This window comes from Leifsonia sp. Soil_N53, from assembly GCF_057655165.1.
Map to the genome: position 1 here is coordinate 18216 of NZ_JBDGMM010000057.1, position 22323 is coordinate 40538.

General features: G+C 66.8%; 22 protein-coding genes and 1 tRNA gene. 12 read left to right on the forward strand and 11 right to left on the reverse strand.

Features of this window, described 5'->3' with window-relative positions:
* Window positions 1–61: 61 nt before the first annotated feature.
* Window positions 62–655: an FMN reductase gene (gene msuE / locus AC3A3H_RS08375; protein ID WP_487614099.1), complete on the forward strand. Its 594-nt coding sequence runs from the start codon at window positions 62–64 to the stop codon at window positions 653–655.
* Between the two features lie 29 nt (window positions 656–684).
* On the opposite strand, the gene AC3A3H_RS08380 is transcribed toward msuE, so the two are convergent.
* From AC3A3H_RS08380 to AC3A3H_RS08400, 5 genes are all read right to left on the reverse strand, one after another.
* A complete protein-coding gene (locus tag AC3A3H_RS08380; protein ID WP_487614100.1) occupies window positions 685–1182 on the reverse strand; it encodes a hypothetical protein in 498 nt (165 codons plus the stop codon).
* Window positions 1182–1337 (reverse strand): hypothetical protein, encoded by a 156-nt coding sequence (locus AC3A3H_RS08385; RefSeq protein ID WP_487614101.1) that lies wholly within the window; start codon window positions 1335–1337, stop codon window positions 1182–1184. Before AC3A3H_RS08385 ends, AC3A3H_RS08380 begins: the two co-directional genes overlap by 1 nt.
* Window positions 1338–1410: 73 nt before the next feature.
* Window positions 1411–1908, reverse strand: a complete 498-nt coding sequence (locus AC3A3H_RS08390; RefSeq protein WP_487614102.1) for a hypothetical protein — start codon at window positions 1906–1908, stop codon at window positions 1411–1413.
* 11 nt (window positions 1909–1919) lie between these two features.
* Window positions 1920–4346: a glycoside hydrolase domain-containing protein gene (locus tag AC3A3H_RS08395; RefSeq protein ID WP_487614103.1), complete on the reverse strand. Its 2427-nt coding sequence runs from the start codon at window positions 4344–4346 to the stop codon at window positions 1920–1922.
* Entirely contained in the window at window positions 4346–5287 is a 942-nt protein-coding gene (locus AC3A3H_RS08400) for a hypothetical protein (protein ID WP_487614104.1), read from the reverse strand. Before AC3A3H_RS08400 ends, AC3A3H_RS08395 begins: the two co-directional genes overlap by 1 nt.
* A 152-nt stretch (window positions 5288–5439) precedes the next feature.
* Between AC3A3H_RS08400 and AC3A3H_RS08405 the strand changes: the two genes are divergently transcribed.
* The gene (locus AC3A3H_RS08405; RefSeq protein ID WP_487614105.1) at window positions 5440–6573 is read left to right on the forward strand and encodes a sensor histidine kinase; all 1134 of its coding nucleotides are present in this window, start codon (window positions 5440–5442) and stop codon (window positions 6571–6573) included.
* Window positions 6570–7187, forward strand: coding sequence for a response regulator transcription factor (locus AC3A3H_RS08410; RefSeq protein WP_487614106.1), 618 nt, complete (start codon window positions 6570–6572; stop codon window positions 7185–7187). The genes AC3A3H_RS08405 and AC3A3H_RS08410 overlap by 4 nt, the downstream gene beginning before the upstream one ends.
* A gap of 39 nt (window positions 7188–7226) precedes the next feature.
* On the opposite strand, the gene AC3A3H_RS08415 is transcribed toward AC3A3H_RS08410, so the two are convergent.
* The 4 genes from AC3A3H_RS08415 to AC3A3H_RS08430 form a co-directional block, all read right to left on the reverse strand.
* A tRNA-Pro gene (locus AC3A3H_RS08415) sits at window positions 7227–7303 on the reverse strand.
* A 90-nt stretch (window positions 7304–7393) separates the two neighbouring features.
* Window positions 7394–7828 carry a hypothetical protein gene (locus AC3A3H_RS08420; RefSeq protein WP_487614107.1) on the reverse strand — a complete coding sequence of 145 codons (435 nt, stop codon included), beginning with the start codon at window positions 7826–7828 and terminating at the stop codon, window positions 7394–7396.
* 89 nt (window positions 7829–7917) lie between these two features.
* A complete protein-coding gene (locus AC3A3H_RS08425; RefSeq protein ID WP_487614108.1) occupies window positions 7918–8901 on the reverse strand; it encodes a metallophosphoesterase in 984 nt (327 codons plus the stop codon).
* Window positions 8901–11441, reverse strand: coding sequence for a transglycosylase domain-containing protein (locus tag AC3A3H_RS08430; RefSeq protein ID WP_487614109.1), 2541 nt, complete (start codon window positions 11439–11441; stop codon window positions 8901–8903). The genes AC3A3H_RS08425 and AC3A3H_RS08430 overlap by 1 nt, the downstream gene beginning before the upstream one ends.
* An 82-nt stretch (window positions 11442–11523) precedes the next feature.
* Between AC3A3H_RS08430 and sp36 the strand changes: the two genes are divergently transcribed.
* Complete coding sequence (gene sp36, locus AC3A3H_RS08435; RefSeq protein ID WP_487614110.1) at window positions 11524–11691, forward strand: Sp36 family protein; 168 nt, start codon at window positions 11524–11526, stop codon at window positions 11689–11691.
* The gene (locus AC3A3H_RS08440; protein WP_487614111.1) at window positions 11691–12161 is read left to right on the forward strand and encodes a RidA family protein; all 471 of its coding nucleotides are present in this window, start codon (window positions 11691–11693) and stop codon (window positions 12159–12161) included. The genes sp36 and AC3A3H_RS08440 overlap by 1 nt, the downstream gene beginning before the upstream one ends.
* An 81-nt stretch (window positions 12162–12242) precedes the next feature.
* On the opposite strand, the gene acs is transcribed toward AC3A3H_RS08440, so the two are convergent.
* Complete coding sequence (gene acs / locus AC3A3H_RS08445) at window positions 12243–14192, reverse strand: acetate--CoA ligase (RefSeq protein ID WP_487614112.1); 1950 nt, start codon at window positions 14190–14192, stop codon at window positions 12243–12245.
* A gap of 463 nt (window positions 14193–14655) precedes the next feature.
* On the opposite strand from acs, the gene AC3A3H_RS08450 reads away from it, so the two are divergent.
* The 5 genes from AC3A3H_RS08450 (at window position 14656) to AC3A3H_RS08470 (ending at window position 18309) form a co-directional block, all read left to right on the forward strand.
* Entirely contained in the window at window positions 14656–15684 is a 1029-nt protein-coding gene (locus AC3A3H_RS08450) for a TadA family conjugal transfer-associated ATPase (protein WP_487614113.1), read from the forward strand.
* A 742-nt stretch (window positions 15685–16426) separates the two neighbouring features.
* Complete coding sequence (locus AC3A3H_RS08455) at window positions 16427–17128, forward strand: type II secretion system F family protein (protein WP_487614114.1); 702 nt, start codon at window positions 16427–16429, stop codon at window positions 17126–17128.
* A gap of 118 nt (window positions 17129–17246) precedes the next feature.
* Window positions 17247–17426, forward strand: coding sequence for a DUF4244 domain-containing protein (locus tag AC3A3H_RS08460; protein ID WP_487614115.1), 180 nt, complete (start codon window positions 17247–17249; stop codon window positions 17424–17426).
* A 157-nt stretch (window positions 17427–17583) separates the two neighbouring features.
* Window positions 17584–17886, forward strand: a complete 303-nt coding sequence (locus AC3A3H_RS08465; RefSeq protein WP_487614116.1) for a TadE family type IV pilus minor pilin — start codon at window positions 17584–17586, stop codon at window positions 17884–17886.
* A 60-nt stretch (window positions 17887–17946) separates the two neighbouring features.
* Window positions 17947–18309, forward strand: coding sequence for an Rv3654c family TadE-like protein (locus tag AC3A3H_RS08470; protein WP_487614117.1), 363 nt, complete (start codon window positions 17947–17949; stop codon window positions 18307–18309).
* 63 nt (window positions 18310–18372) lie between these two features.
* On the opposite strand, the gene AC3A3H_RS08475 is transcribed toward AC3A3H_RS08470, so the two are convergent.
* A complete protein-coding gene (locus tag AC3A3H_RS08475) occupies window positions 18373–18624 on the reverse strand; it encodes a hypothetical protein (RefSeq protein ID WP_487614118.1) in 252 nt (83 codons plus the stop codon).
* A gap of 229 nt (window positions 18625–18853) precedes the next feature.
* Here AC3A3H_RS08475 and topA point away from each other — a divergent pair, with 229 nt between their 5' ends.
* Both topA and tmk read left to right on the forward strand, forming a co-directional pair.
* Window positions 18854–21685, forward strand: coding sequence for a type I DNA topoisomerase (topA, locus tag AC3A3H_RS08480; protein WP_487614119.1), 2832 nt, complete (start codon window positions 18854–18856; stop codon window positions 21683–21685).
* Window positions 21682–22311, forward strand: coding sequence for a dTMP kinase (gene tmk / locus AC3A3H_RS08485; RefSeq protein WP_487614120.1), 630 nt, complete (start codon window positions 21682–21684; stop codon window positions 22309–22311). The genes topA and tmk overlap by 4 nt, the downstream gene beginning before the upstream one ends.
* Window positions 22312–22323 lie beyond the last annotated feature (12 nt).

A 22323-nucleotide genomic window follows, 5' to 3' on the forward strand; every position in this document is an offset into this window, starting at 1 on the left:
GTGGGAGCCGGGGGTAGCGTTGGCCGCGTTCCCGACCCCACCCAGCGAAGGCGGTACCCGCATGGCACACGCACCCCACGTCGTCGGCGTGAGCGGCAGCCCGACCGCGCCCTCCCGCACCACGGTCCTCGTCGACGCGGTCGCCCGCTCGTTCGCGGAGGCGACCGGCGGGTCCGCCACGACCATCGAGCTCGCGCCGCTGCTCGGGGAGCTCGGGGCGGCGCCGTTCCGCAGCGGCCTGAGCCCGCGGGTCCAGGAGGCGCTGCAGAGGGTGGAGGCCGCCGACGTCATCGTGGTCGGCTCGCCCGCCTACCGGGCCACCTACACCGGGCTGTTCAAGCTCTTCTTCGACCACATCGGCCAGTACGCCCTCGTGGACAAGCCGATCGTGCTCACGGCGACGGGCGGAAGCGACCGCCACGCGCTGCTGGTCGAGCACCAGATGCGCCCGCTGTTCGGCTTCTTCCAGTCGCTCACGCTGCCGCTCGGCATCTACGCGAGCGAATCCGACTTCGAGGACTACGCAATCAGCTCCGACGACCTCCGCGAACGGATCAACACCACGGTCTCGCGCACCCTGCCCCTGATCCGCTCGCACATCGACCCGGAGTCGCTGTATGCGACGGCGGACTTCTCCCGGCCTGACGCGTTCTGAGAGGGGCGGTGGGGCGACGTTCGATGGCCTCAGCGCGAGCCGCAAACTCCTGTCGCAACGAGGAAGTTGACGACTATCCAGAGTGCCGGCAGGCCGAAAACGCCAACGCAGAGCATCATGATCTGGCGGCGTCGCCGTCGCCCGAATCCAAGCGTGGCAACCGTCACCGACCCTTGCAGAAAAGGAATGACCGTCGGTGAGCTCAGCACTACGGGAGCATCCGAACTCAGCAATACCGCCACACCGCCCCAGAGTCCCACCCAGAGTGTTGTCGCGCTGACGACAACCAAAGAGGCGATTCCAAAGAAGCCCCTCGCCGGCAGCTTGAGCAGGAGGTGCAGGGTCGAAAGTCCGAGCAGAGCCCCTGAAAGTAGTGCCGCCTGCAGCCAGCCGGTCCAGGGTTCGGTGATTGTGCACCAGGTGTAGTAGAAGGTCTGTGAGTAGATCGCGCGAAGGTTTTGTTCGAGTAGCAGGAAATAGCCGATGGCGAATCCGAAAAGTGCGACTATGCGCAACCAACGACCCACTACAAACCCTTGAAGAGCATGCCGGCAAACGCTTCGGCCACCGCATCCAGTTCCGTTTGACGCTCAGTCGCGCTCGGGCCATTGGATTTCTCTTCGCCAGGGTGCCTTACGGTGCCTCCGCCAAGTTCGATCGCGTGCGTCAGATCGACAGGCATGCTTATCCAGGCGTTGGCCGTGGTGAAGAGGTTGGGTCTCAGGAAACCTCGGTACGAGCCTGAACGATGCAACTCAACCACAGATCCATCGGGTCACTAGGTAGTTGATGACCAGCCACACCGCTGGAACGACGACGATCACAAGGATCAACACAACGAATTGAATACGCGTCGACCGGCGCCTGCAAAGCGTGTGGACTGCAACTATCCCGAGTCCTTGGAGCAGGGGAATCGCAGTTGGCGAGTTGAGAAAGTGGTCATCTGAGAGGCCGAACGCGTAGGCGATCAACGTGAGTACGCCCACCCAGAGCGAGTAGACGGCGACCACAAGTAGCGCAATGACGCCGACCACACCCCAGGTTGCTTTGCGTGCTTTGACGCTCACGGTGGCGCTGGCGAGCATCAAGAGAGAGAACAGGGCAAACCGTACCCATCCATCGGTGGGGTCGGAGACCAAACAACCCTGATAGGGAGTGGTCTGGTTGAAGATTTCCCTCGCGTTCAGATCGAGCAACACGCACAACAAGAGCGCGGATGCGGAGACAATGAACAACCCAAGGCCGCGCTTCACAAGGCGCTTCACTAGAGGTTGCGGAATATCATGTCTGCAAATCCCTTTGCGACGAGGCCCAGCTCTGCTTCATTGGGCCGACGGACATCGTCGAGAGTGAGACTTGTCGGTCCTTGAACCCAGAATGCCTGGGTGGTTGTGAAGAGGTGTCGCACGGCTCGGACTGCGACATTGGGGTCGAGGTTGAAGCGTTCTGCGGCAAACCGTCGCCGGCGAAAGAGGGGATCGCGCGAATTGGCCGCCCACAGTTCGCGCATGATCGACGGTAGCGAACCTCCCCGATCCTTGAACTGAATCGCCGCAAGGTACGCATCCAAGTCAGCGACGAGGTCTGCGAGACCAAATCCGCTTGCATTGCCTTCGGCTGATTCGGTCCCGATCCTCGTGAACCACGCCGAAACACCGGAGGAGTAACCGTTGAGGCGATCCTTCTCGTAGGCGCGCCAGGCCTGCACGAGATCGAGAGCCCAGGCTCCGAGGTCGCCTACCTGCACATCAGGAGAGCCGCCGTATGTTCCCCACTGTAGGTAGCCGCGGAGTGACGCTGCAAAGTGCGCAATGTCGTAGGCCCGGTCGTTCAACATCGTCTGCATTGTCGAGGCGCGAGCGGCAAGTTCGTCCGGGTCCTCACCGCGTTGAGGTCGCGATTCGGCTCTGGGCAACTGCGATTCGAAGAGGGACTGCGGATGCACGAGATTCGGTCGCAGCGGAGTGTATGCCATGAACTTGATGTCCCACTCGCCGGGCCGCTGCATGGTGTTGAGGACGATCTGGGCCAAATCGTCGTCGCTCAATCCCGCGAACTCCTCGGCCCGGAACACTTCTGCCTGGAAGCAGTATTCCTCGAATGCCCAGTGCAGCTTCTTTTCAAATGCTCCGCCGACGGTGGGAACCTGCAGCATCGACTTCATCCCCACCGGCTTGGCACGGCTCGATGATGCGTTCCGATCGATTTCGATGAACCGCGAACCGCTCCCGGTCGAGGTCTCGTTGATCTGGTCGTACGCCCAGTTCTTCGGCAACGGAAAACCGAGGTTTGCACTCCACCCCGTCGAAAGCCCAGCCACGAACGTGGATTCGGCGAGGCCGGCTTCGGTCACCTGGATGCCGACATTTCGGGGGCCGTAGCATCCGACCTTGTACGTGACAGTGCTGGAAAGTGCGATGCCTTTCTGGACTCCGCGGTAGTAGTCGAGAACGAGCGCTTCGATCTCGTCTGCAGTGGCGTCCGCATCAATGGGGAAGTAGATGGTCGTGCCAGCGGGGAAGCCGATCTGACGTGCTCTGAGCGACGCTGCTCGCCCTTGCCGATAGCCGAAGGTCTCAGCGCCATACTCCCGAAGCTCTTCGAGGCTGTTCCACTCTTGATAGATCGGGAAGATCGAGAGTCCCGCCTCTGCCGCGACCGTGAGCTCGCTCGCCTGTAATCCCTTGCCTGATCCGTTCAGGTAGCGCCCAACTGTTCGAAACCCTGCGGCCGCGAGCTGAGCAGCCGTGTCCTTTGTCAGTGGCGTGCTTGTATCGCAGGCGGTGACTGGTCGATCTGGGTCACCTGTCGAGACGAGCAGCGACGCCCAGGTCGCGAAGTCGGCCGAGCCATGCACGGGAAGCTCGCAGAACGACTGGAACGCCTTCGCGGCCGCCTGCGTCTTGCTCGAGTACTTCCCGTTGAAGTCGCTGTCGTAACCGTTGAATATCAACGCGCCTTGGAACAGCGAGACGAAGCGGCGCTCATCGTCGGACGAGCCGACGGAGAGGTTGGCTTTGGACTTGATGCCAGACTGCGTGCCCGGGCCGAAGTTGCCGTTGGCTGTGCCGTCCGCCATTCCCAGACCGTACTGAATCGCGTACATGAGGCCCTGCTGCACGTCGCGCGAGTACTGGCCGTCGCACGGCATGATCCGGAAATCCTCGCGCTCCCAGTACTTGCCGTTGAGGAACTGCTGAACGGTTCGGACCGTGGAGCTTCCGCCGTTCACGGTGACATACGCGTCCATGTTCAGAAGGCTCTTGAATACTTTGGGCGGGACGGAAGGCGAAGCTCCGAGACCCATGTCCGCTCGGATGGACGCCATCGCGGCGCCCACCTCGCTCGTGAACGCCCCGACGTTCTTCGCTGGGTTCGTCTCGCCGAAGGGGACAATAGTGCCGCCGGCGTATCCCTTGCACCACAGGGCGCATTGGATGATGGTCACGACGTTCTTGTTCTTGGTGAAGCCAACACCGATGGTGCCGAATTTCGATTCGAGCGTCGACATCGTCGTGGGGCCGAAGCTATCCGATGGTGTCGCGATGCCGAGCTCGATCTGAAGGGCTCGTGTGAGGGCGTACATCGTCTGCCACCCTGTTGAGCCGTCTTCGCCGATCCGCGCGAATCCGGGTTTGCCGGCATAGGTCGCGTTCAGCCACTTCTGGGATTGAAGGACGAGGAGGTCCATCAGATCGTTCCTTTCGCTGCATCAGGCTGTTCGACAGTCCCGGAGTCCGTGACATCGATGAAGGTCCCGCGGCCAGTTCGTCGTCGCGGACGCTCGGACACGGATTCGGCGATGAATTCAGCGCGCGCGAACACGAGGCCCTCAGAGACAGTGGCCTGCGCGGCTTTCTCGATCGGCTGAGCGAAGACCTCCAGTACGCTCCCACTCGGTAGTTCGATTCCCGGGCCCACCTCTACACGCATTTCGTTGCCGACCCGGGTCTCTCTGACAGGAATCCCAGCGAGGTCGACCGAGGTGCCGTCCAGCGAAACGCCCTCGATCCCGACCTGCTCGATGAGAGAGCCATCGACGGTGATCGACACGGTCCCGGCCGGGGCGGGATGTGGTCCTATGCTCGTGACGCGAACCAAACTTGGGGCGCGGTAGAAGCGCGTTTTCGACTTCTCTCGAACTTCGGTGCTGGCCCACGCGCCCGAGACCTCGACGCCCCATGGAGCGACCGTCCGGGTGGCCGTCGGCCCGAGAAGGTCGAACCGCTCCGGAGCATCGCTTCCCGGCGCCGCGAGCGAGAGGATTGCCGGCGTGAAGTCGCCGATGTTCTCCGTGGGATAAAGCGGACGCGGTGTCATCGGCAGCCCGATTCCGACCGTTTTCGACTTCGGTCCGAATTCGCGATCGATCTCGAATGACACCTGCGTTCGCCCGTCCGCCGTCTTGGCCGAACTGGAGACCGACCGGACCGTGGCACCAGCGAACAGGACCGCTTTGCCGGCTGCGAAGAGCCTGTCGTCAAACTGCACTACCGCGCGAGTGCCCGCATCGACCGGCGCTTCTGCGGCCAGCTCGATGACTGCCGCCCAGTCGACCGAGTTCTCAGCCGAGAAGTCCTGGCTGAAGCATTCCAGCCTGTGCGTAGCGAGATGTGAAACGCTGACGGGCACTGGCCCGCCTGGCTCGGTGACCGCCCAAGCGGCTCTCGACTGGAGCAACTCGCTGAGAACTGCACCGCCGCCACCCGCGACCAGCATCCGCCTACTGACAGTGAACACACGACCTCCGAAGCTGACGATCCTGAAATGTATAGTCCTACAGTATGGATGCCAATTTCGAACAACAATGTGTCGATAGGGACATGCCCGAGCCCGACGAGTGGATCGACCGCGAGGAGCGAGCGATCGGGGTCGATGGCCGTGTTTTGGATGCCGTTGGCATTCTTGACCAGACGCTGCAGCGCTTGAGCACGCTCGAGCTTCCCGTCCCTGTGGCCGTGGACGATCGGTGTCGGACGATGGTCGAGGCGATCATTCTGGAGGTCGTTGAAGAATTGTCCGCGCAGTGCTCGGCGAGAGCATCTCGGGGACCGTTCTTGAGCTACGACACCGAGAGTGAGCATCTCGATTTCGGCGAGCATCAGGCCGAGCGCAGGGCCCACCCTGCCGAGGCGCTGGTCGTCGCCGACGTTCTCTTCGATGTGGCGCTACCGCAGTTCGTCGCATGGGGGTCTTCTGGGTTCAGCCTCAGCTCGGTCGATGTCGTCCGTGTGCTTCACCATGTGATCTGGCGGCGATTTCCAGCGGGCGCGGTCGGGTACACGGAGGGACTTCGTCAGCGCTTGTTGGAGGCCGACCGAGAGTCGCGTCTACGGGTTTCGCGAGATCTCCACGATCGAGTCGCGCATGGGATCGCCGCCGGTATCCAGCGAGTCGAACTGGCTGCGGCCGAATGGGGACCCGACGATCTTTTCGCGGGAGCCGTCGATATACTCCGAGACTCCCTCGACCAGGTTCGTGGGATCGCGACCGACCTGCGTCGGCACGTCGGCACGGGAACGCTGGAAGCATCCCTGCGTGAACTGGCGGTGGAATCCGGTGGGGACGCACCTGCGTTCGACGTTCACGCAGAGGGGACGAGGCGCGTGATCCCTCCTTCGGTTGAGGAAGAGGCGTTCCTCGTCGCCCTGGAAGCGGTCAGAAACGCACGCGAACACGCGGTATCTGCCCGCGCCATTCGCGTGGCGATCGTCTGGGATGACCGCGACGTCGTGATCTCTGTGACAGACGACGGGGAGGGGTTCGACCCACACGCGAGCGCCACGCTGCGAGGGCTTGGCATCCACAGTATGGAGGAGCGCGCGCTGAACCTCGGGGGAGTCCTCGTGATCGAATCCGAGGCGGGCCGGGGAACGACGGTGCAACTGACCGTCCCGCACCTCGGTGTCGCTGCGTGACCCGCGTCAGCGTCGTCGTCGCTGATGACCACTCGCTTTTCAGAGAGGGGCTGACGGCGATCTTCGAAAGGCACGGCGCCCTCGAGATGGTGGGTGAGTCGTCGAGCGGCGACGAGGTGATAGCCGTCGTCGGTCAGACCTTGCCGGACGTCCTGCTGCTCGACGTCAGCATGCCCGGCCCTCCCGTGGCTGCGACGATCGCCGCCGTCAGACGTCGCAGTCCGTCGACGCGGATCGCGATCCTGACGATGTACGACGAACAGGCGCTCCGCGCGAGTTTGATCGGGGCCGGCGCACATGCATTCTGGTCGAAGTCCATGCCGAGCTCAGAGGTGATCGCACATATCCTCGCTCTTGCGGTCATTCCGAAACGTGATCTGGTGGAGTGCTCGCGCGGCCGGCGTTCACGCTTCAGCGTGCTCTCTGCGCGGGAAGCCGAGGTCGTGCACCTCATAGGTACCGCTCTCACGAACCGGGAGATCGCGACGCGTCTCGGCATCGCCGAAGGAACGGTCAAACGGCATCTCAGCAGCATCTTCGAGAAGCTCGGCGCGACGAGTCGCCTGGATGCGGCACGAAAGGCCGCACGGCTCGGAATCGGCAGTCTGGAATAGCGAAGGCCCCCCTCAGACATTCTGAGGGGAGCCTTCCGATGGTCGGGGTGACAGGATTTGAACCTGCGGCCTCTTCGTCCCGAACGAAGCGCGCTACCAAGCTGCGCCACACCCCGATGGCCAACGGCCTCAACAAGAATACACGAGCCGGAGGGGTGGTCGTGACCATGGCATCGCTCAGTTCGTCCGGACGCGCCCGCTTGTGCTCACGATGCGAACATCGTCCAGTTTCGGTTGTAGTTGCGAACCCACGAAGGCAAGTTGAAACAGGCGCCGGTGGTGTACGGCAACTGCCATGCTTGATTGGAGTCGTAGTTGATCGTGAACCATCCGTACCGCACGTACACGGATGCCGCGTTGTGCGAAATGTTTTGGTTATACCCGGCTGAGCCGAAGTTCTTGTTGTCGAACTTGTCGTTGATCCAGCGCTCTCCTGAGTTCGCCCCGAGGTAGACCTTGGACGCCGACTTGCCAGCACCGCAATTCGGTGAGTAGAAAATCTCGAACCAGGGTGTGGCGGCCTGAGCCGGCGATGCGCCCACGAGGATCGCGCACACAGTCACAATCGTCGTCGCAGCTGCGATAGTCGCCCGCTTCACGCGTTTCGTGATCTTCATTCTTGCGCGCACGAACAGTGTCATCAGACCTCCTATGATTTGAACAGTGGTTCAAACATACGAAGGACGTAAAGTGTTAGCTATGGAACCTTAGGCACATTGCAAATGACTGGTCACTCCGACGCCGTCAGCGTGACCAGGGTCGCCTCCGGCCGGCACGCGAAGCGCACGGGCGCGTAGATCGACGTGCCGAGCCCCGCGGACACGTTCAGGTAGGCCGCGCGGAACGCGTGCCGCCAGATGCTGAGTCCCTTGACCTGCGCGCGGGGGATGTCGCAGTTCGTGACCAGCGCACCGAAACCCGGGACGCACACCTGGCCGCCGTGCGTGTGCCCGGCGAAGATCATCGACGCCCCGTAGGTGACGAACGCGTCGAGCACCCGGCGGTACGGTGCATGCACGACGCCGAGCGTGACCGTGGGCCGCTCGGAGCGCGGCTTGTCCGCCGGCCAGGTCGCGTCGTCGGAGTACGGGTCGTTCTCGCGCAGCTCGTCCAGGGCGCCAGGGATCGACTCTACGCGGTCCGCGCCGATGTGCGGGTCGTTCACACCGAAGAACTCGAGGTGCGTGCCGCGGATGTCGAGCGCTCCCGCCGCGTTGTTGAGGTTCAGCCAGCCGAGGCCCTGCAGGTACGCGGTGAGCGCCTTGTCGTCCAGGCGGGGCGCCGTCGACGAGGTGCGCTTCGAGGGGCCGCGGAAGTACTTGAGCGGGTTCTTCAGCTGCGGGCCGTAGTAGTCGTTCGAGCCGTGCACGAAGACCCCCGGGATGCCGTCGAACGCGTCGAACGCGTCGCGGATCCCCTCCAGGCCGTCCTCGTGGCTGAGATTGTCTCCGGTGTCCACGATGAGGTCGGGCTGGAACCGGGCGAGCGCGCGCACCCACTCCTGCTTGTCGGTCTGCCACGGCGCCATATGCAGATCGGACAGGTGCAGCACCCGGATCGGCTGGGCTCCCGCGGGCAGCACCGGGACGCTCACCTCGCGCAGCGTGAACGCACGGCGCTCCACGAGCGAACCGTACGCGAACGCGGCCGCGCCCGCGCCGGCGAGCACCGCGAGTGCGGTGCCCACCGGGTGGAAGCGCGAGCTGCGCGCCACTAGCCGCCCGCTCCCGGTCCGGGAGTCGGGGTGCTCTTCTGAACGGTCAGGTTCACTTGGGTGCCGGCCTTCGCGGCCGTGCCTGCGCCCGGATCCATCGCCTGCACGATGTCGTCGGGGGAGGCGCCGCCTCCGACCTTCGCGACGAAACCGGCGGCGGTCAGCGCGGCCTGGGCGTCGGAGAGCTTCTGCCCTACGACGTTCGGGATGGCCACGAGCGCGCCGTTGCTGGTGTACAGCGTCACGACGGTGCCCTTGCCGACCGAGGATCCGGCCGCGGGGTTGGACGACGAGACGGTGCCGGCGGGAGCGGCGGAGTCCTGCGGGCCGCCGTCGGCGCTGTCGAGGCCGAGGCTGGTCAGGATCGACTTGGCCTCGTCCGGGGACTTGCCGGTGAGGTCGGGAACGGTCACTTGGACGCCGCGCATGAGTTTGTCGTTCACAGACGGGAAATTGTCGCCGCCGTACTTCGAGACTGCTGCCATCATCATGGCGTTCTGAACATTTACTCGCGCATTTGCAACGGTCTTGCCGTGCGACGGTCGAATGGAACGCATCGAGGTCGCGCCTTCGACATTGCCGGCCCAGTACGCTCCGGCGACCTTCGTTGTGGCGGCCACGAGCCACACATGTTCGGCGTTGTCGGTCGTGCCCGTCTTGCCGAGCATGTCGACGCTCGAAGTATTCACGCCGCTGGCTGTGCCACCAGGGCCGAGAGGCTGCTGGAGGGCGTAGTCCATTGCCGCGGCGACGTTCTCGTCGACAGCCTGCGAGCACGCTGACTTCGGTGCCGCCACCTCGTGTCCTGTGCCGTCGACGATCTTGTCGATGGCGATGGGCGTGCAGACGACTCCCTTGTTCGCGACCCCCGCGAATGCCGTCGCCATGGAGAGCGGAGCGACTTCGTTGGTGCCGAGAACGCTCGCCGCAGTCGACCCGAGCTCCTTGCCGGGGACGGCGGAGTGGACGCCGAAGGCCTGGGCGTCGTTCTTGATGTTGCATAGATCGAGCTGCTTCGCCATGCCGACGAACGCCGTGTTGACAGAACCACGAGTCGCCTGAATAGCGTTCATCGTTCCAGGGTTGCTGCCGTCATCGTTGGTCGGTTTCCAGGGGCCGGACCCCGACGACGTACACGAGTTCTTGAACGGCCAGTTCGAACCGCCGTAGGTCTGCACCCGCGCGTTCACCGTCTCGTTCAGCGTGTGCCCCTGCTTGAGCCACTCGGCGAGGGTGAAAACCTTGTACGTCGACCCGGGCTGGAAGCCACTGGATCCTCCGTACTGGTAGTCCGTGTTGAAATTGATGCCCGTGTAGACCGTCGGATTGCTCGCGACCACGTCAGGATCCTGCGTGTAGTCCTTGTTCTGAGCCATGTACAGCACACGGCCCGTTCCCGGCTGGACACCGACAAGGGATGCCCCGATGTTCTGGTTGTAGTCTTTGGGCATCCAGTTGTTCAGGGTGGCTTCCGCGACATTCTGAAGGTCGATGTCGAGGGTCGTATAGATCTTGTAGCCGCCGCGATTGAACGCGGCCGTGCGGGTGTCTCGATCCTTGCCGAAGGACGGGTCGTTCAAGAAGATCTTCTGCACGTAGTCGCAGAAGTAGGCCGAGCCTCCCGCCGTCTGGCAGCCGCGCACGGACTGCGTGATCACGGGCTGGATCGGGGTCTTGATCGCCTCGTCGTACTGCGCTTTGGTCAGCTTCTTGTACTCGTACATCTTGCCGAGGATGTAGTCGCGGCGATCTTTGTTCTTGGCGTAGCCGTTGGCCGCACCGTTGGTCTTCGAGTCGGGGTTGTCGATCTTGAGGCCGGTCGGCTCGTTGACGATCGCGACCAGGCTCGCGGCCTGCGCGGGGGTCAGCGCGGCGGCGGTGGTGTTGTAGTAGTAGCGCGCGGCCGCCTCGATGCCGTAGACGGATCCGCCGAAGCCGGCGATGTTGAGGTAGCCCTCGAGGATCTGGTCCTTGGTGTACTTCTTCTCGAGCCCGATGGCGTACTTCATCTCCTTGACCTTGCGGTCGGGGGTGACGCCTGTCGAGTCGTCGACGCAGCTCTGGTACTTGGCCTTCTCCGCGGTGGTCTTGACCGGCATCGCCTCGCACTTCTGCAGCAGCACGTTCTTGACGTACTGCTGGGTGATCGAGGAGCCGCCCTGCACGCCGCCGCCGGAGACCGTCGACAGCACACCGCGCATGGTGCCCTGGATGTCGACGCCGCCGTGGCTGTAGAAGCGTGGGTCCTCACCGGCGATCGCGGCGTCCTTGACGGCCTGCGACATCTGGTCGAAGCCGACAGGGAGGCGGTTCTGGGAGTAGAAGGTCGCGAGCGGGACGTCCTGGTCGCCGTTCTTCGCGTAAATGGTGGTGGGCTGGGCGAGCTGACCGATCTGGAGGTACTCGGGAAGACCCTCGAACACGCCGATGCCGTTGTTGGCGGCCATGCCTGTCACGGCGATGGCGGGGGTGACGGCAGCGGTGACCAGAAGACCGGCCACGGCACTCATGCCGACGAAAGCGCCGACTGCTCCGAGCACACCTCTAGCCTGTGGTTTTTGCGCAGACATAGGATCAGCGTAGGCGATGAAGCTGATAAACCCCCCGAATGAAAAGAGCACCATGCTGCGCTGGGAATACCTTACGACTCCTCTCATGATCCACAACACGGCCGCCATCCTGAACAACTGGGGGTCGGAGGGATGGGAGCTGGTGCAGGTCGTGACCGGTCCGGAGGGCGGCCTGGTCGCCTACCTCAAGCGCCAGGTGCAGAACGAGGACGCCGCCTGATGGTCGCGATCGAAGCGCGCCTGGCCGAGCTGGGCATCGACCTCCCCGACGTCGTGCCGCCCGTCGCTGCATACACCCCGGCCGTCGCGGACGGCGGCCGCGTCTACACCTCGGGCCAGCTGCCGATGGTGTCGGGCGCCCTCCCGGAGACCGGCAAGGTCGGCGACGGCCACGGGCTCGTCCCGGCCGACGACGCCAAGGCGTACGCCCGCATCTGCGCGCTCAACGCGCTGGCGGCGGTCAAGAGCGTCATCGGCTCGCTCGACCGGGTGACCCGGGTCGTGAAGGTCGTGGGCTTCGTCGCGTCCGACCCGTCTTTCACGGGCCAGCCCGGCGTAATAAACGGAGCCTCAGAGGTCCTTGGCGAAATCTTCGGCGACGCCGGCATCCACGCCCGCTCCGCCGTCGGCGTAGCCGTCCTCCCCCTAGACGCCCCCGTAGAAGTCGAACTCATCGTCGCCTACGAGTAACCCCCCCCGCCCCCGAGCACAGGAAAAACGTCGCAAATCGAGCAGATTTGCGACGTTTTTCCTGTGCTCGGGGGCCAGGGGTCAGGTGAGCTTGGCTTGGATGGAGCTCATTACTGCGGTGTCGGCGAGCGTGGTGGTGTCGCCGACTTCGCGGCCCTCGGCGACGTCCCGCAGGAGGCGGCGCATGATTTTGCCGGAGCGGGTCTTGGGCAGCTCGGTGACGATGAAGATGTCGCGCGGGCGGGCGATCGCGCCGATCTGCGCGGAGACGTGCTTACGCAGCTCCGCCGCCACATCGATCGACTCCGCGGTCTCGAGCTGGTTCTGCTTGATGATGACGAACGCCACCACGGCCTGCCCCGTCGTCTCGTCGGCGGCCCCGACCACCGCGGCCTCCGCGGTCAGGGGATGCGCCACCAGCGCCGACTCGATCTCGGCCGTCGAGAGGCGGTGGCCGGACACGTTCATCACGTCGTCCACGCGGCCCATGAGCCAGATCTCGCCGTCCATGTCGTAGCGCGCGCCGTCGCCGGCGAAGTACTTGTCGCCGAACTTCGACCAGTAGGTCTCCACGAAGCGGTCCGGGTCGCCCCAGATGCCGCGCAGCATGCTCGGCCACGGCTCGGTGACGACCAGGAGGCCGCCCTGGTCCTTGCCGACCGGCACACCGGCCTCGTCGAGGATGTCGATCGAGATGCCCGGCAGCGGCACCTGGGCGCTGCCCGGCTTCAGCGTGGTCACGCCCGGCAGCGCGGACACCATGATCGCGCCGGTCTCGGTCTGCCACCAGGTGTCGACGACCGGGGTGCCGCCGCCGCCGATGACGTCGCGGTACCACATCCACGCCTCGGGGTTGATCGGCTCGCCCACCGAGCCGAGCACGCGCAGGCTCGACAGGTCGAACTTCTGCGGGTGCTGGCGCCCGATCTTCATGAACGAACGGATCGCGGTGGGCGCGGTGTAGAAGATCGAGACCTTGTACTTCTCGATGATCTCCCACCAGCGGCCGGGGTGCGGCGTCTCCGGGGTGCCCTCGTACAGCACCTGGGTCGCGCCGTTCGCGAGCGGACCGTAGACGACGTACGTGTGGCCGGTGATCCACCCGACGTCGGCGCTGCACCAGTAGACGTCCGACTCCGGGTGGAGGTCGAAGACGTTCTTGTGCGTGAACGCGGCCTGCGTCAGGTAGCCGCCCGAGGTGTGCAGGATGCCCTTCGGCTTCCCGGTCGTGCCGGACGTGTAGAGGATGAAGAGCGGGTTCTCGGCGGGGAAGGCCTTGGCGACGTGGTCGGCGTCGACGAGGGCGATCTCGTCCTGCCACCACAGGTCGCGGCCCTCGGTCCAGGCGACCTCGTTCTCGCCGCGCTTGACCACGAGCACGTGCTCGACGGTGGACTCGCCGTTCGCGAGGGCAGCGTCGACGGCGTCCTTGAGCGGGAAGACCCGGCCCTTGCGCCAGCCGCCGTCGGCCGTGATGACGAGTTTGGCCTCCGCGTCATCGATGCGCGACCGGAGGCTCTCGGCGCTGAAGCCGCCGAAGACCACCGAGTGGACGGCGCCGATCCGGGCGACCGCGAGCATCGCGATGACGGCCTCCGGGATCATCGGCAGGTAGATGGCGATGCGGTCACCGGCCTGGATGCCGAGGCTCGTGAGCAGGTTGGCGGCTTTCTTGACCTCCGCGGTCAGCTCCGCATAGGTGATGCTGCGGGTGTCGCCGGGCTCGCCCTCCCAGTGGATGGCGACGCGGTCGCCGTTGCCCGCGAGCACATGACGGTCGAGGCAGTTGTACGCCACGTTGAGCTCGCCGTCGTCGAACCACTTCGCGAACGGAGGGTTCGTCCAGTCCAGCGTCCGGGTGAACGGCGTGTGCCAGTGCAGGAGGTCGCGTGACTGGTCGGCCCAGAATCCGAGCCGGTCGGCCGCCGCGCGGTCGTACAGCTCAGCCGTCGCGACCGCGTTCGCAGCGAACTCGTCGCTGGGCGCGAACCGCCGGGCTTCGTGCAGCAGGTTGTCGATTGTGTTGCTCATGGGGAGTCTTTTCGCTCCTTTGCGATGCGGTTGGTCGAGTCGTGGCGCGACAATCCATGACTCTACAACCACCGGGTGACGGCCTCCGAGAAGACTTGCGTTTGCATCTATTCTGCGTAAACTAGTCAACGGCCGAATGATAATTCTGGCGTGCGGCGCAATCGATTCCCCCCAATCATGCGCCGCAGTGGCCGCACCTGTTCCCCCCAATAGGTGCGGCCCCCCTCTTTTTAACGCGTTGGCTCGATGCGGTGGCTCGTCAGCGCGTGTGGCGGCGGTGGTCGGGTTGGTCCGGTTTGTCCGTCGCGGGGGTGTGGAGGACGCGGTTCTCCACAGATTATCGCCGACGGCGCACGGGCCCTCCCGGGCTTCGTAGCGTCGGTGCATGAGGAACACGAGTACTTGGGCGGCACTGCCGCCGACATCGGCGCAAAATATGTCGACGTCAGCGGTATCACCGCTTGTGGAGTCGTCACCTGGGATATCGCCCCCGCAGGCATTGCGCGCACGGGCATCGCCCCCAGAAGTATCACCACCGTCACCCTCGCCGACCTTCGCGCCCGACGCCTGGGACACGTTCGGCCCGCTGGCCCCGTACTTGATGAGGGAGGGCGTGACCGATCTCTTCGTCACCGGTGACGGTGTCCTGTGGTCTGACGGCGGCCCACGTGGGCTGCACCGTGTCGACGGCTGGCGGCCCGACGTGCATGCCACGCGCCGTCTGGCCGCCCGGCTGATCGCCACCGGCGGCAGGCACATCGACGAGGCCACGCCGTTCATCGATGTGCGGCTGTCCGGGGGAGTGCGCGTCCACGCGGTGCTCCCGCCGATCTCGACCGGAGGCACCTTGCTTTCGATCCGCATCCCGGCGCCCATCGCTCTCACGCTCGACGACCTGGTCCGGAGCGGCTCGCTGTCCACCGACGGCGCAGCCCTGCTCCGCACCGCCGTGTCGGCGCGGACCAACATCCTGGTGACCGGGGCGGGCGGCGCGGGCAAGACGACCCTGCTCGCGGCGATCCTGGCGCACGCCCCGCCCGGCGAGCGCATCGTGCTCATCGAGGACGTCGCCGAGCTCCGAATCCCGCACCCGCACGTCGTCGGATTGCAGGCGCGTCAGCCGAACCTGGAGGGCGCGGGCGGCGTCGGGCTGCGGCGGCTGGTCCGGGAGGCGCTGCGGATGCGGCCGGACAGGCTCGTCCTGGGCGAGTGCCGCGGCGAGGAAGTCGCCGACCTGCTGTCCGCTTTGAACACCGGACACGACGGAGGCGCCGGCACACTGCACGCGAACTCCCTCGCCGATGTGCCCGCACGCATGGAGGCGCTCGGAGCGCTCGCCGGCATGGACGACATCGCCACCGCCCGTCAGACGATCAGCGCGATCGGTCTGATCGTCCACGTCGAGCGTTCCCACGACCAGCGTCGCGTCGCCGGCTTCGGGAGGTTCACGACATCCGAAGATGGGCGACTGGCGGTGATCCCTCATGCCTGAGCGGAGCCGGTCGACTCGCGTTCGCGGGGAACCCACCGACGACCTGCTGGCAAGTTCGGTCGAGGCGCTGGCCGTGCTCCTGGACGCCGGGATCGCGCCCACGTCGGCGTGGCACTATGTGGCCGCAGAAGCTACGCATCCGGCGGTTATCCGCGCGGCGGCGCTTGTGGCGGCGGGGATCCCGCCCGCCGAGGCGCTCGGGGAAGCAGCGGACGGCGGCGCCGGTGCTGGTCGAGGTTCGGGAGTTGAGCGGGCCGCATCGGCGTCACGTGATGGAGGTGCTGAAGGCGACTCGGGAGCTGGGCCGGTCTCCGCGGCGGTCTGGCGTGGTGAGGGAGCTGGTGACGGTTGGGGAGGTGGGTCTGCCCCGACGTCGGCATGGCGAGGTGAGGGAGCTGGTGACGGTTGGGGAGGAGGGTCGGCGGCCGCGGTGCCATGGCGCGGTGAAGGATCTGGTGGCGACTATGCAGCGGAGTCGCACGCCGCGTCGGCGTATGGCGGCGAAGGCGCTGGTGTCGACATCGGGGTGGAGTCGCTCGCCTCGTCCGAGCGAAGTGGCGGAGGTGTTGGTGCCGCTTTTGGGGTGGAGTCGCTGGCCCCGCAGGCGCGAACCGGCCGAGGCGCCGGCGGCGGATTCGCAGTGAGGTCGCCCGCCGAGTCCGTGCGACGTCGCAGATTTGCCCCCGACCGCTCGAAGACGGCCGCGAATCCCGAGCGGGGGCGGGGTAACGGGAGCGACGGCGTGGCGGCGGTCGCCGCCGCCTGGATCGTGGCCGAGTACGCTGGTGCAGCGCTCGCGCCCGCGTTGCGCGGCGCCTCGGAAGCTCTGCGCGATCGTGCCGATGCCGAGCGCGACGTCGCCACCGCGCTCGCCGGTCCTCGGGCCACGGCACGACTGATGACGTGGCTCCCCGCCGTCGGCGTCGCCATGGCATACGTGATCGGCGTCGACGTCGCCGGCACGTTGGTCACGAACCCGCTCGGCTGGGCCGCGGCCGTCCTCGGCGGGGGACTCCTCTTCGCCGGCCGGGCCTGGACGCGCAGGCTCGTCGCCTCCGTGTCCCGGGCGGGACCGGTCGCGGGGATCGGGCACGATCTGACGGCCATCGCACTGGCCGGTGGGATGTCGGTCCCGGCGGCGCGCGAGACGATCCAGTACGCCGCTCGTCGTCTGGGGCTGAACGCCGTCGCGGAGGGCGACACGTCTGTCGACAGGGTGCTCCGCGTCGCGGAGCGAGCGGGCGCCCCCGCGATCGAACTGCTGGCCGCCGAGGCCAGGCAGGAGCGCCGGACGGCCCGCGCGATGGCTCGGCGCCGCGCGGAGCTCCTGGCCGTGCGTCTGCTGCTTCCGCTCGGCGTCTGCGTGCTCCCCGCGTTCGTCCTCCTCGGGGTGGTGCCCGTGATCCTGGCGATGTTGTCCTCCACCTTCTCGAGCCTCACGTGAGTTGTTCACGGATTCAGGAGAGGCGCCCATCGCCGCAACGCCGGACGGCACGATCGAACTACCCGCCGGTCATCGGCGGAACCCGGCGAACACGTCGGTACGAAACGAAGGAGACACCATGCGGAAGATCATCCACCGGCTGCGCCGGGAGGAGCGGGGAGCGAGCACCGCGGAGTACGCCGTCACCACGATGGCCGCGGTCGGCTTCGCCGGAGTGCTGCTGATGCTGCTGCGCGGCGACGAGGTCAAATCCGTCCTCACCGACCTCGTGCGACGCGCGCTCACGGTCGATGGCTGACGACCGCGGACGGCGAGGAGGGCGCGGATCGCTCGCAGGGCGCGACGATCGTGTGCGGTCGCCCACCGGTAACGGGCGTCCGGGTTCGCGCGGCCAACGCACACCCGTAGCGGAACGCCGCCTCGGCGTGCTCGACGAGTGGGCTGAGCGGGGGAGCGTGACGGCCGAGTTCGCGGCAGCCCTTCCTGCGGTGCTGTTGTGCCTGGCGCTCTGCGTCGGGGCGATCCAAGCGACCGCGCAGCAGGCACGGCTGCTCGATCACGCGGCTACGGCGGCCCGGCTCATCGGACGCGGCGACGCGGCGCCCCGAGCGCCGGACGGCGCCATCCGACGGGTCGGCGTTGACGACGGGCTCGTGTGCGTGACGGTCACCGCCCCGAGCGGGGGCGCGGTCCTCGGTGTGCTCGGACTCACGGTCTCGGCGCGCTCGTGTGTGCTCGATGACACGGAGGACCGATGAACCGCGCAATTGGAGGAGGGAGAGGGTGATGGGTCGACGCCAGGTCGGGAGGTGGACGACGTGAAAGGAGAGCCTTCATTTCACCGTCCGCGCGAGCACGGTGCCGGGTCGGTTCTCGCGCTCGCTGCCGTGGCGGTCACCGTGACGCTCACGACCGCGGCGGTCGCCGTGGCGGGGGCCTGGGGCGCGCGTCAGCTGGCGGGGGTCGCTGCCGACGCCGCAGCTCTGGCTGCAGCGGACGTCGCCGTGGGCAGGGCGAGCGGGGACCCGTGCGATCGAGCCGCGGCAGTGGCCGGCGCCAGCGGCGCGAGCGTGACCGGGTGCGCCGTCAACGGTGTCATCGTGACGATCGACGTCTCCGTGCCCTACCACGGGTGGCAGACGCACGCGTCCGCTCGGGCGGGGCCGCCGGGGTCGCCGTGACCGCGGTGGCGGCCAGTCCTACGAAGCCCTACGCCTCGTGGTCAGTATGGTGCGGCGCCCGCCTCAGTCGAACACGGTCTCCACGTACCGGTACGCCACCGCGCTCGGCAGTGACGCGGTCGGGTCGCCGACCGCATACTCGGTCTCCGCGGCCGAGCCGCGCACGTAGAGGTAGTGTTTGCCGCCGGACGCGGCGGGGATCTCGAGGCGGGGTTGCGGGTCGCCCGAGTCGAGGAAGGACGTCGAGATCGTCTTGCCCTCCAGAGGGCCGTCGATGAGCTTGGCGGTGTACGTCGTCATTGAGGTCGTTGCCATGATCCCATTGTCCTCCAGGGTGTCGGCGTGCAACAGAGCCGATGCCGTGACCCGTCCGCCCGCCGCGAACGGGAGGGTCGGCGATTAGGCACACAAGCGGCCTAGGTGTGTATGGTTTGCCTGTTGGGCCGTGCGGCCCACGCTCGCCGCCTTCTGCGCGGCGCTCGGGGGAGCGCGCTTCGGACCAGTGAGGTCCCTGCGAACACAGTTGCTATATAAGAGGAGTCAAGTGCCTGGCACCAAGAAGCTCGTCATCGTCGAGTCTCCGAACAAGGTGAAGTCCATCGCCCAGTACCTGGGCGACGGCTACGAGGTGATGGCATCCGTCGGACACATCCGCGACCTGATCGAGCCCAAGAACCTCCCGCCGGAGCTGAAGAAGGGCTCGCTGGGCAAGTTCTCCGTCGACGTCGAGAACGAGTTCGCTCCGTACTACGTGGTCTCCGACCAGAAGAAGAAGACGGTCGCCGACCTCAAGCGGGCGCTCAAGAACGCCGACGAACTCCTCCTCGCCACTGATGAGGACCGCGAAGGGGAGGCCATCGCCTGGCACCTGGTGGAGGTCCTCAAGCCCAAGGTCCCCGTCAAGCGCATGGTGTTCCACGAGATCACCCGGGAGGCCATCGAGCAGGCGCGCGACAACACGCGGGAGATCGACACGGCCCTGGTCGACGCGCAGGAGACTCGCCGCATCCTCGACCGCCTCTACGGGTACGAGGTGTCGCCGGTGCTGTGGCGCAAGGTCGGCCCCGGGCTCTCGGCCGGACGCGTCCAGTCGGCGGCGACCCGGCTCGTCGTTGACCGCGAGCGCGAGCGTCTGGCGTTCGTGGCGGCCTCCTACTGGGGCCTCACGGCGCAGCTCCTCCCGGAGGACGCCAGCGCGTTCGAGTCGCGGCTCGCGCGGCTGAACGGCGAGCGCGTCGCGACCGGACGCGACTTCGACGACCACGGCCTGCTCACGTCCGGCGCCACGATCCTCGACGAGGCGTCGGCTCAGGCCCTCGCCGACGCCGTGCGGGCGCAGAGCACCGTCGTCACCGTCGCGAAGGTCGACTCCAAGCCCTACTCCCGTCGCCCGGCGGCGCCGTTCACGACCTCCACCATGCAGCAGGAGGCCGCCCGCAAGCTCCGCTTCTCGGCCCGGCAGACGATGAGCGTCGCCCAGACCCTCTACGAGAACGGGTACATCACCTATATGCGCACCGACTCCGCGTCGCTGTCGCAGCAGGCGACGAACGCGGCGCGCGCTCAGGCGGCGAAGCTGTACGGCCCGGAGACCGTCCCGGACAAGCCCCGCACCTATGCGTCCAAGAGCAAGAACGCGCAGGAGGCGCACGAGGCGATCCGCCCCGCGGGCGAGGTCTTCCGCACGCCGGCCGAGCTCGAGAAGTCGCTCCGCGGCCCCGAGCTCCGGCTCTACGACCTGATCTGGAAGCGGACCGTCGCCTCCCAGATGGCCGACGCCAAGGGCCAGACCGCCTCGGTCACCGTCGAGGCGCGGATCACCGATGGACCGCTCGACGGCACGATCGCCGAGTTCACGGCCAGCGGCACGGTCATCACGTTCCGCGGCTTCCTCAACGCCTACGAGGAGGGACGCGACGAGGAGCGCAACACCGACGCCGCAGGCGACGCGAAGCTCCCGCCGCTCACGGTGGGTCAGGCGCTCGGCGTCGAGGACGTCGCCGCGGACGGTCACGAGACCACCCCGCCGCCGCGCTACACCGAGGCCAGCCTCGTGAAGGCGTTGGAGGAGCTGGGCATCGGACGTCCGTCGACGTTCGCGAGCATCATCTCCACGATCATCGACCGCGGCTACGTCACGCAGCGCGGGCAGGCCCTCGTGCCGAGCTGGGTGGCGTTCTCGGTGGTGCGCCTGCTGGAGGACTACTTCGGCGACCTCGTGCAGTACGACTTCACGGCCGAGATGGAGGACGACCTCGACCGGATCGCCGACGGCGAAGCCGAGCGCGTCGACTGGCTGAACAGCTTCTACTTCGGCAGCGACAAGCACAAGGGTCTGCGCAGGGTCATCGACAACCTCGGCGAGATCGACGCGCGCAGCATCAACTCGATCGCGATCACCGACGACGTCACGCTGCGCATCGGCAAGTACGGCCCGTACCTCGAAGTGCAGGAGCCCGGAGCCGCCGAGGACGCCACTCCGCGCCGCGTGAACCTCCCGCCGGAGCTCGCCCCGGACGAGCTCACGCCGGCGAAGGCCAAGGAGCTCATCGAGGCACCGGTCCAGACCGACCGCGAGCTCGGCACGAACCCGGAGAGCGGCAAGCTCGTCCTGGCCAAGGACGGCCGCTTCGGTCCGTACGTGACCGAGGCCGACCCGGAGCCCGAGCCCCAGGTGGACCCGCAGACCGGCGAGGTCGTCGAGCCGAAGAAGACGGCGAAGAAGGCTGCGGCCAAGCCGCGCACGGCATCCCTGTTCAAGACGATGGACCTCGCGACCATCGACCTCGGCACGGCGCTGCAGCTGCTCGACCTGCCGCGCACGGTCGGAGCGGACCCCGAGACGGGTACGGAGATCCAGGCGGCGAACGGCCGCTACGGCCCGTACCTGAAGAAGGGCACGGACACGCGCTCGCTCCCGAGCGAGGACGACATCTTCGGGATCGACCTCCCCGGCGCCCTCGAGCTGTTCGCGCAGCCGAAGTACGGCAACCGCCGTGCCTCCAGCGCGCTCAAGGAGTTCGACGCCGACCCGGTCAGCGGCAAGCCGATCAAGATCAAGGACGGCCGGTTCGGCGCCTACGTGACCGACGGCGAGACCAACGCGACCATCCCGCGGGGTGAGACGGTGGATGAGGTCGACTTCGACCGCGCGGTGCAGCTCCTGGCAGACAAGCGCGCCAAGGGGCCGGCCGCCAAGAAGCCGGCGGCCAAGCGGGCGACGGCGGCGAAGACCACGAAGACCACGGCGGCGAAGACCACGGCCGCCAAGACCACCGCCGCGAAGACCACGGCCGCGAAGACCACCGCTGCCAGGTCGAAGGCCGCCCCGAAGACCGGCACGCCGCGCGCCGCGGCGAAGAAGACCGCCGAGTGAGCGAGCCGACCCGCGGGCTGTTCATCACTCTGGAGGGCGGCGACGGTGTCGGGAAGTCGACGCAGGCCGCCCTCCTGGAGGAGTGGCTGAGCACGCGCGGCCGCACCGTCCTGCGCACCAGGGAGCCCGGCGGCACGGCGGCCGGGGTGGAGATCCGCGAGATCGTCCTCCACCACCGCGGGGACATCGCGCCCCGGGCGGAGGCGCTGCTCTACGCCGCGGACCGCGCCCACCACATCGCGACCGTCGTCCGCCCGGCTCTGCAGCGCGGCGACGTGGTCGTGCAGGACCGGTACATCGACTCGTCCGTCGCCTACCAGGGCGCCGGCCGTGTGCTGGACGCCGACCAGGTGCGCGACTTGTCGCTCTGGGCCGCCGAAGGTCTCCTCCCTGACCTGACGATCCTGCTGGATCTGGACGAGACGACAGCTCGCGCGCGGCTCGACACCTCCCGCACGCGGTACGACCGGCTGGAGGCCGAGCGCTCCGAGTTCCACGCCCGGGTGCGCGCCGCCTACCTCGCTCTCGCCGACGCCGAGCCGGAGCGGTTCCTCGTCGTGGACGCCGCACGGCCCGTCGACGAGATCGCCGCCGACATCCGCCGCCGGCTCGAGGACCGGGTCTGACCGGGGCGCCGG

Bases quoted from the DNA above. Each gene is read 5' to 3' on its own strand.
- AC3A3H_RS08460 (WP_487614115.1), top strand. From the start codon at position 17,247: ATGCGGAAGATCATCCACCGGCTGCGCCGGGAGGAGCGGGGAGCGAGC.
- AC3A3H_RS08385 (WP_487614101.1), bottom strand. From the start codon at position 1,337: ATGCCTGTCGATCTGACGCACGCGATCGAACTTGGCGGAGGCACCGTA.
- msuE (WP_487614099.1), top strand. From the start codon at position 62: ATGGCACACGCACCCCACGTCGTCGGCGTGAGCGGCAGCCCGACCGCG.
- sp36 (WP_487614110.1), top strand. From the start codon at position 11,524: ATGCTGCGCTGGGAATACCTTACGACTCCTCTCATGATCCACAACACG.
- AC3A3H_RS08420 (WP_487614107.1), bottom strand. From the start codon at position 7,828: ATGACACTGTTCGTGCGCGCAAGAATGAAGATCACGAAACGCGTGAAG.
- AC3A3H_RS08440 (WP_487614111.1), top strand. From the start codon at position 11,691: ATGGTCGCGATCGAAGCGCGCCTGGCCGAGCTGGGCATCGACCTCCCC.
- acs (WP_487614112.1), bottom strand. From the start codon at position 14,192: ATGAGCAACACAATCGACAACCTGCTGCACGAAGCCCGGCGGTTCGCG.
- AC3A3H_RS08395 (WP_487614103.1), bottom strand. From the start codon at position 4,346: ATGGACCTCCTCGTCCTTCAATCCCAGAAGTGGCTGAACGCGACCTAT.
- AC3A3H_RS08475 (WP_487614118.1), bottom strand. From the start codon at position 18,624: ATGGCAACGACCTCAATGACGACGTACACCGCCAAGCTCATCGACGGC.
- AC3A3H_RS08405 (WP_487614105.1), top strand. From the start codon at position 5,440: ATGGATGCCAATTTCGAACAACAATGTGTCGATAGGGACATGCCCGAG.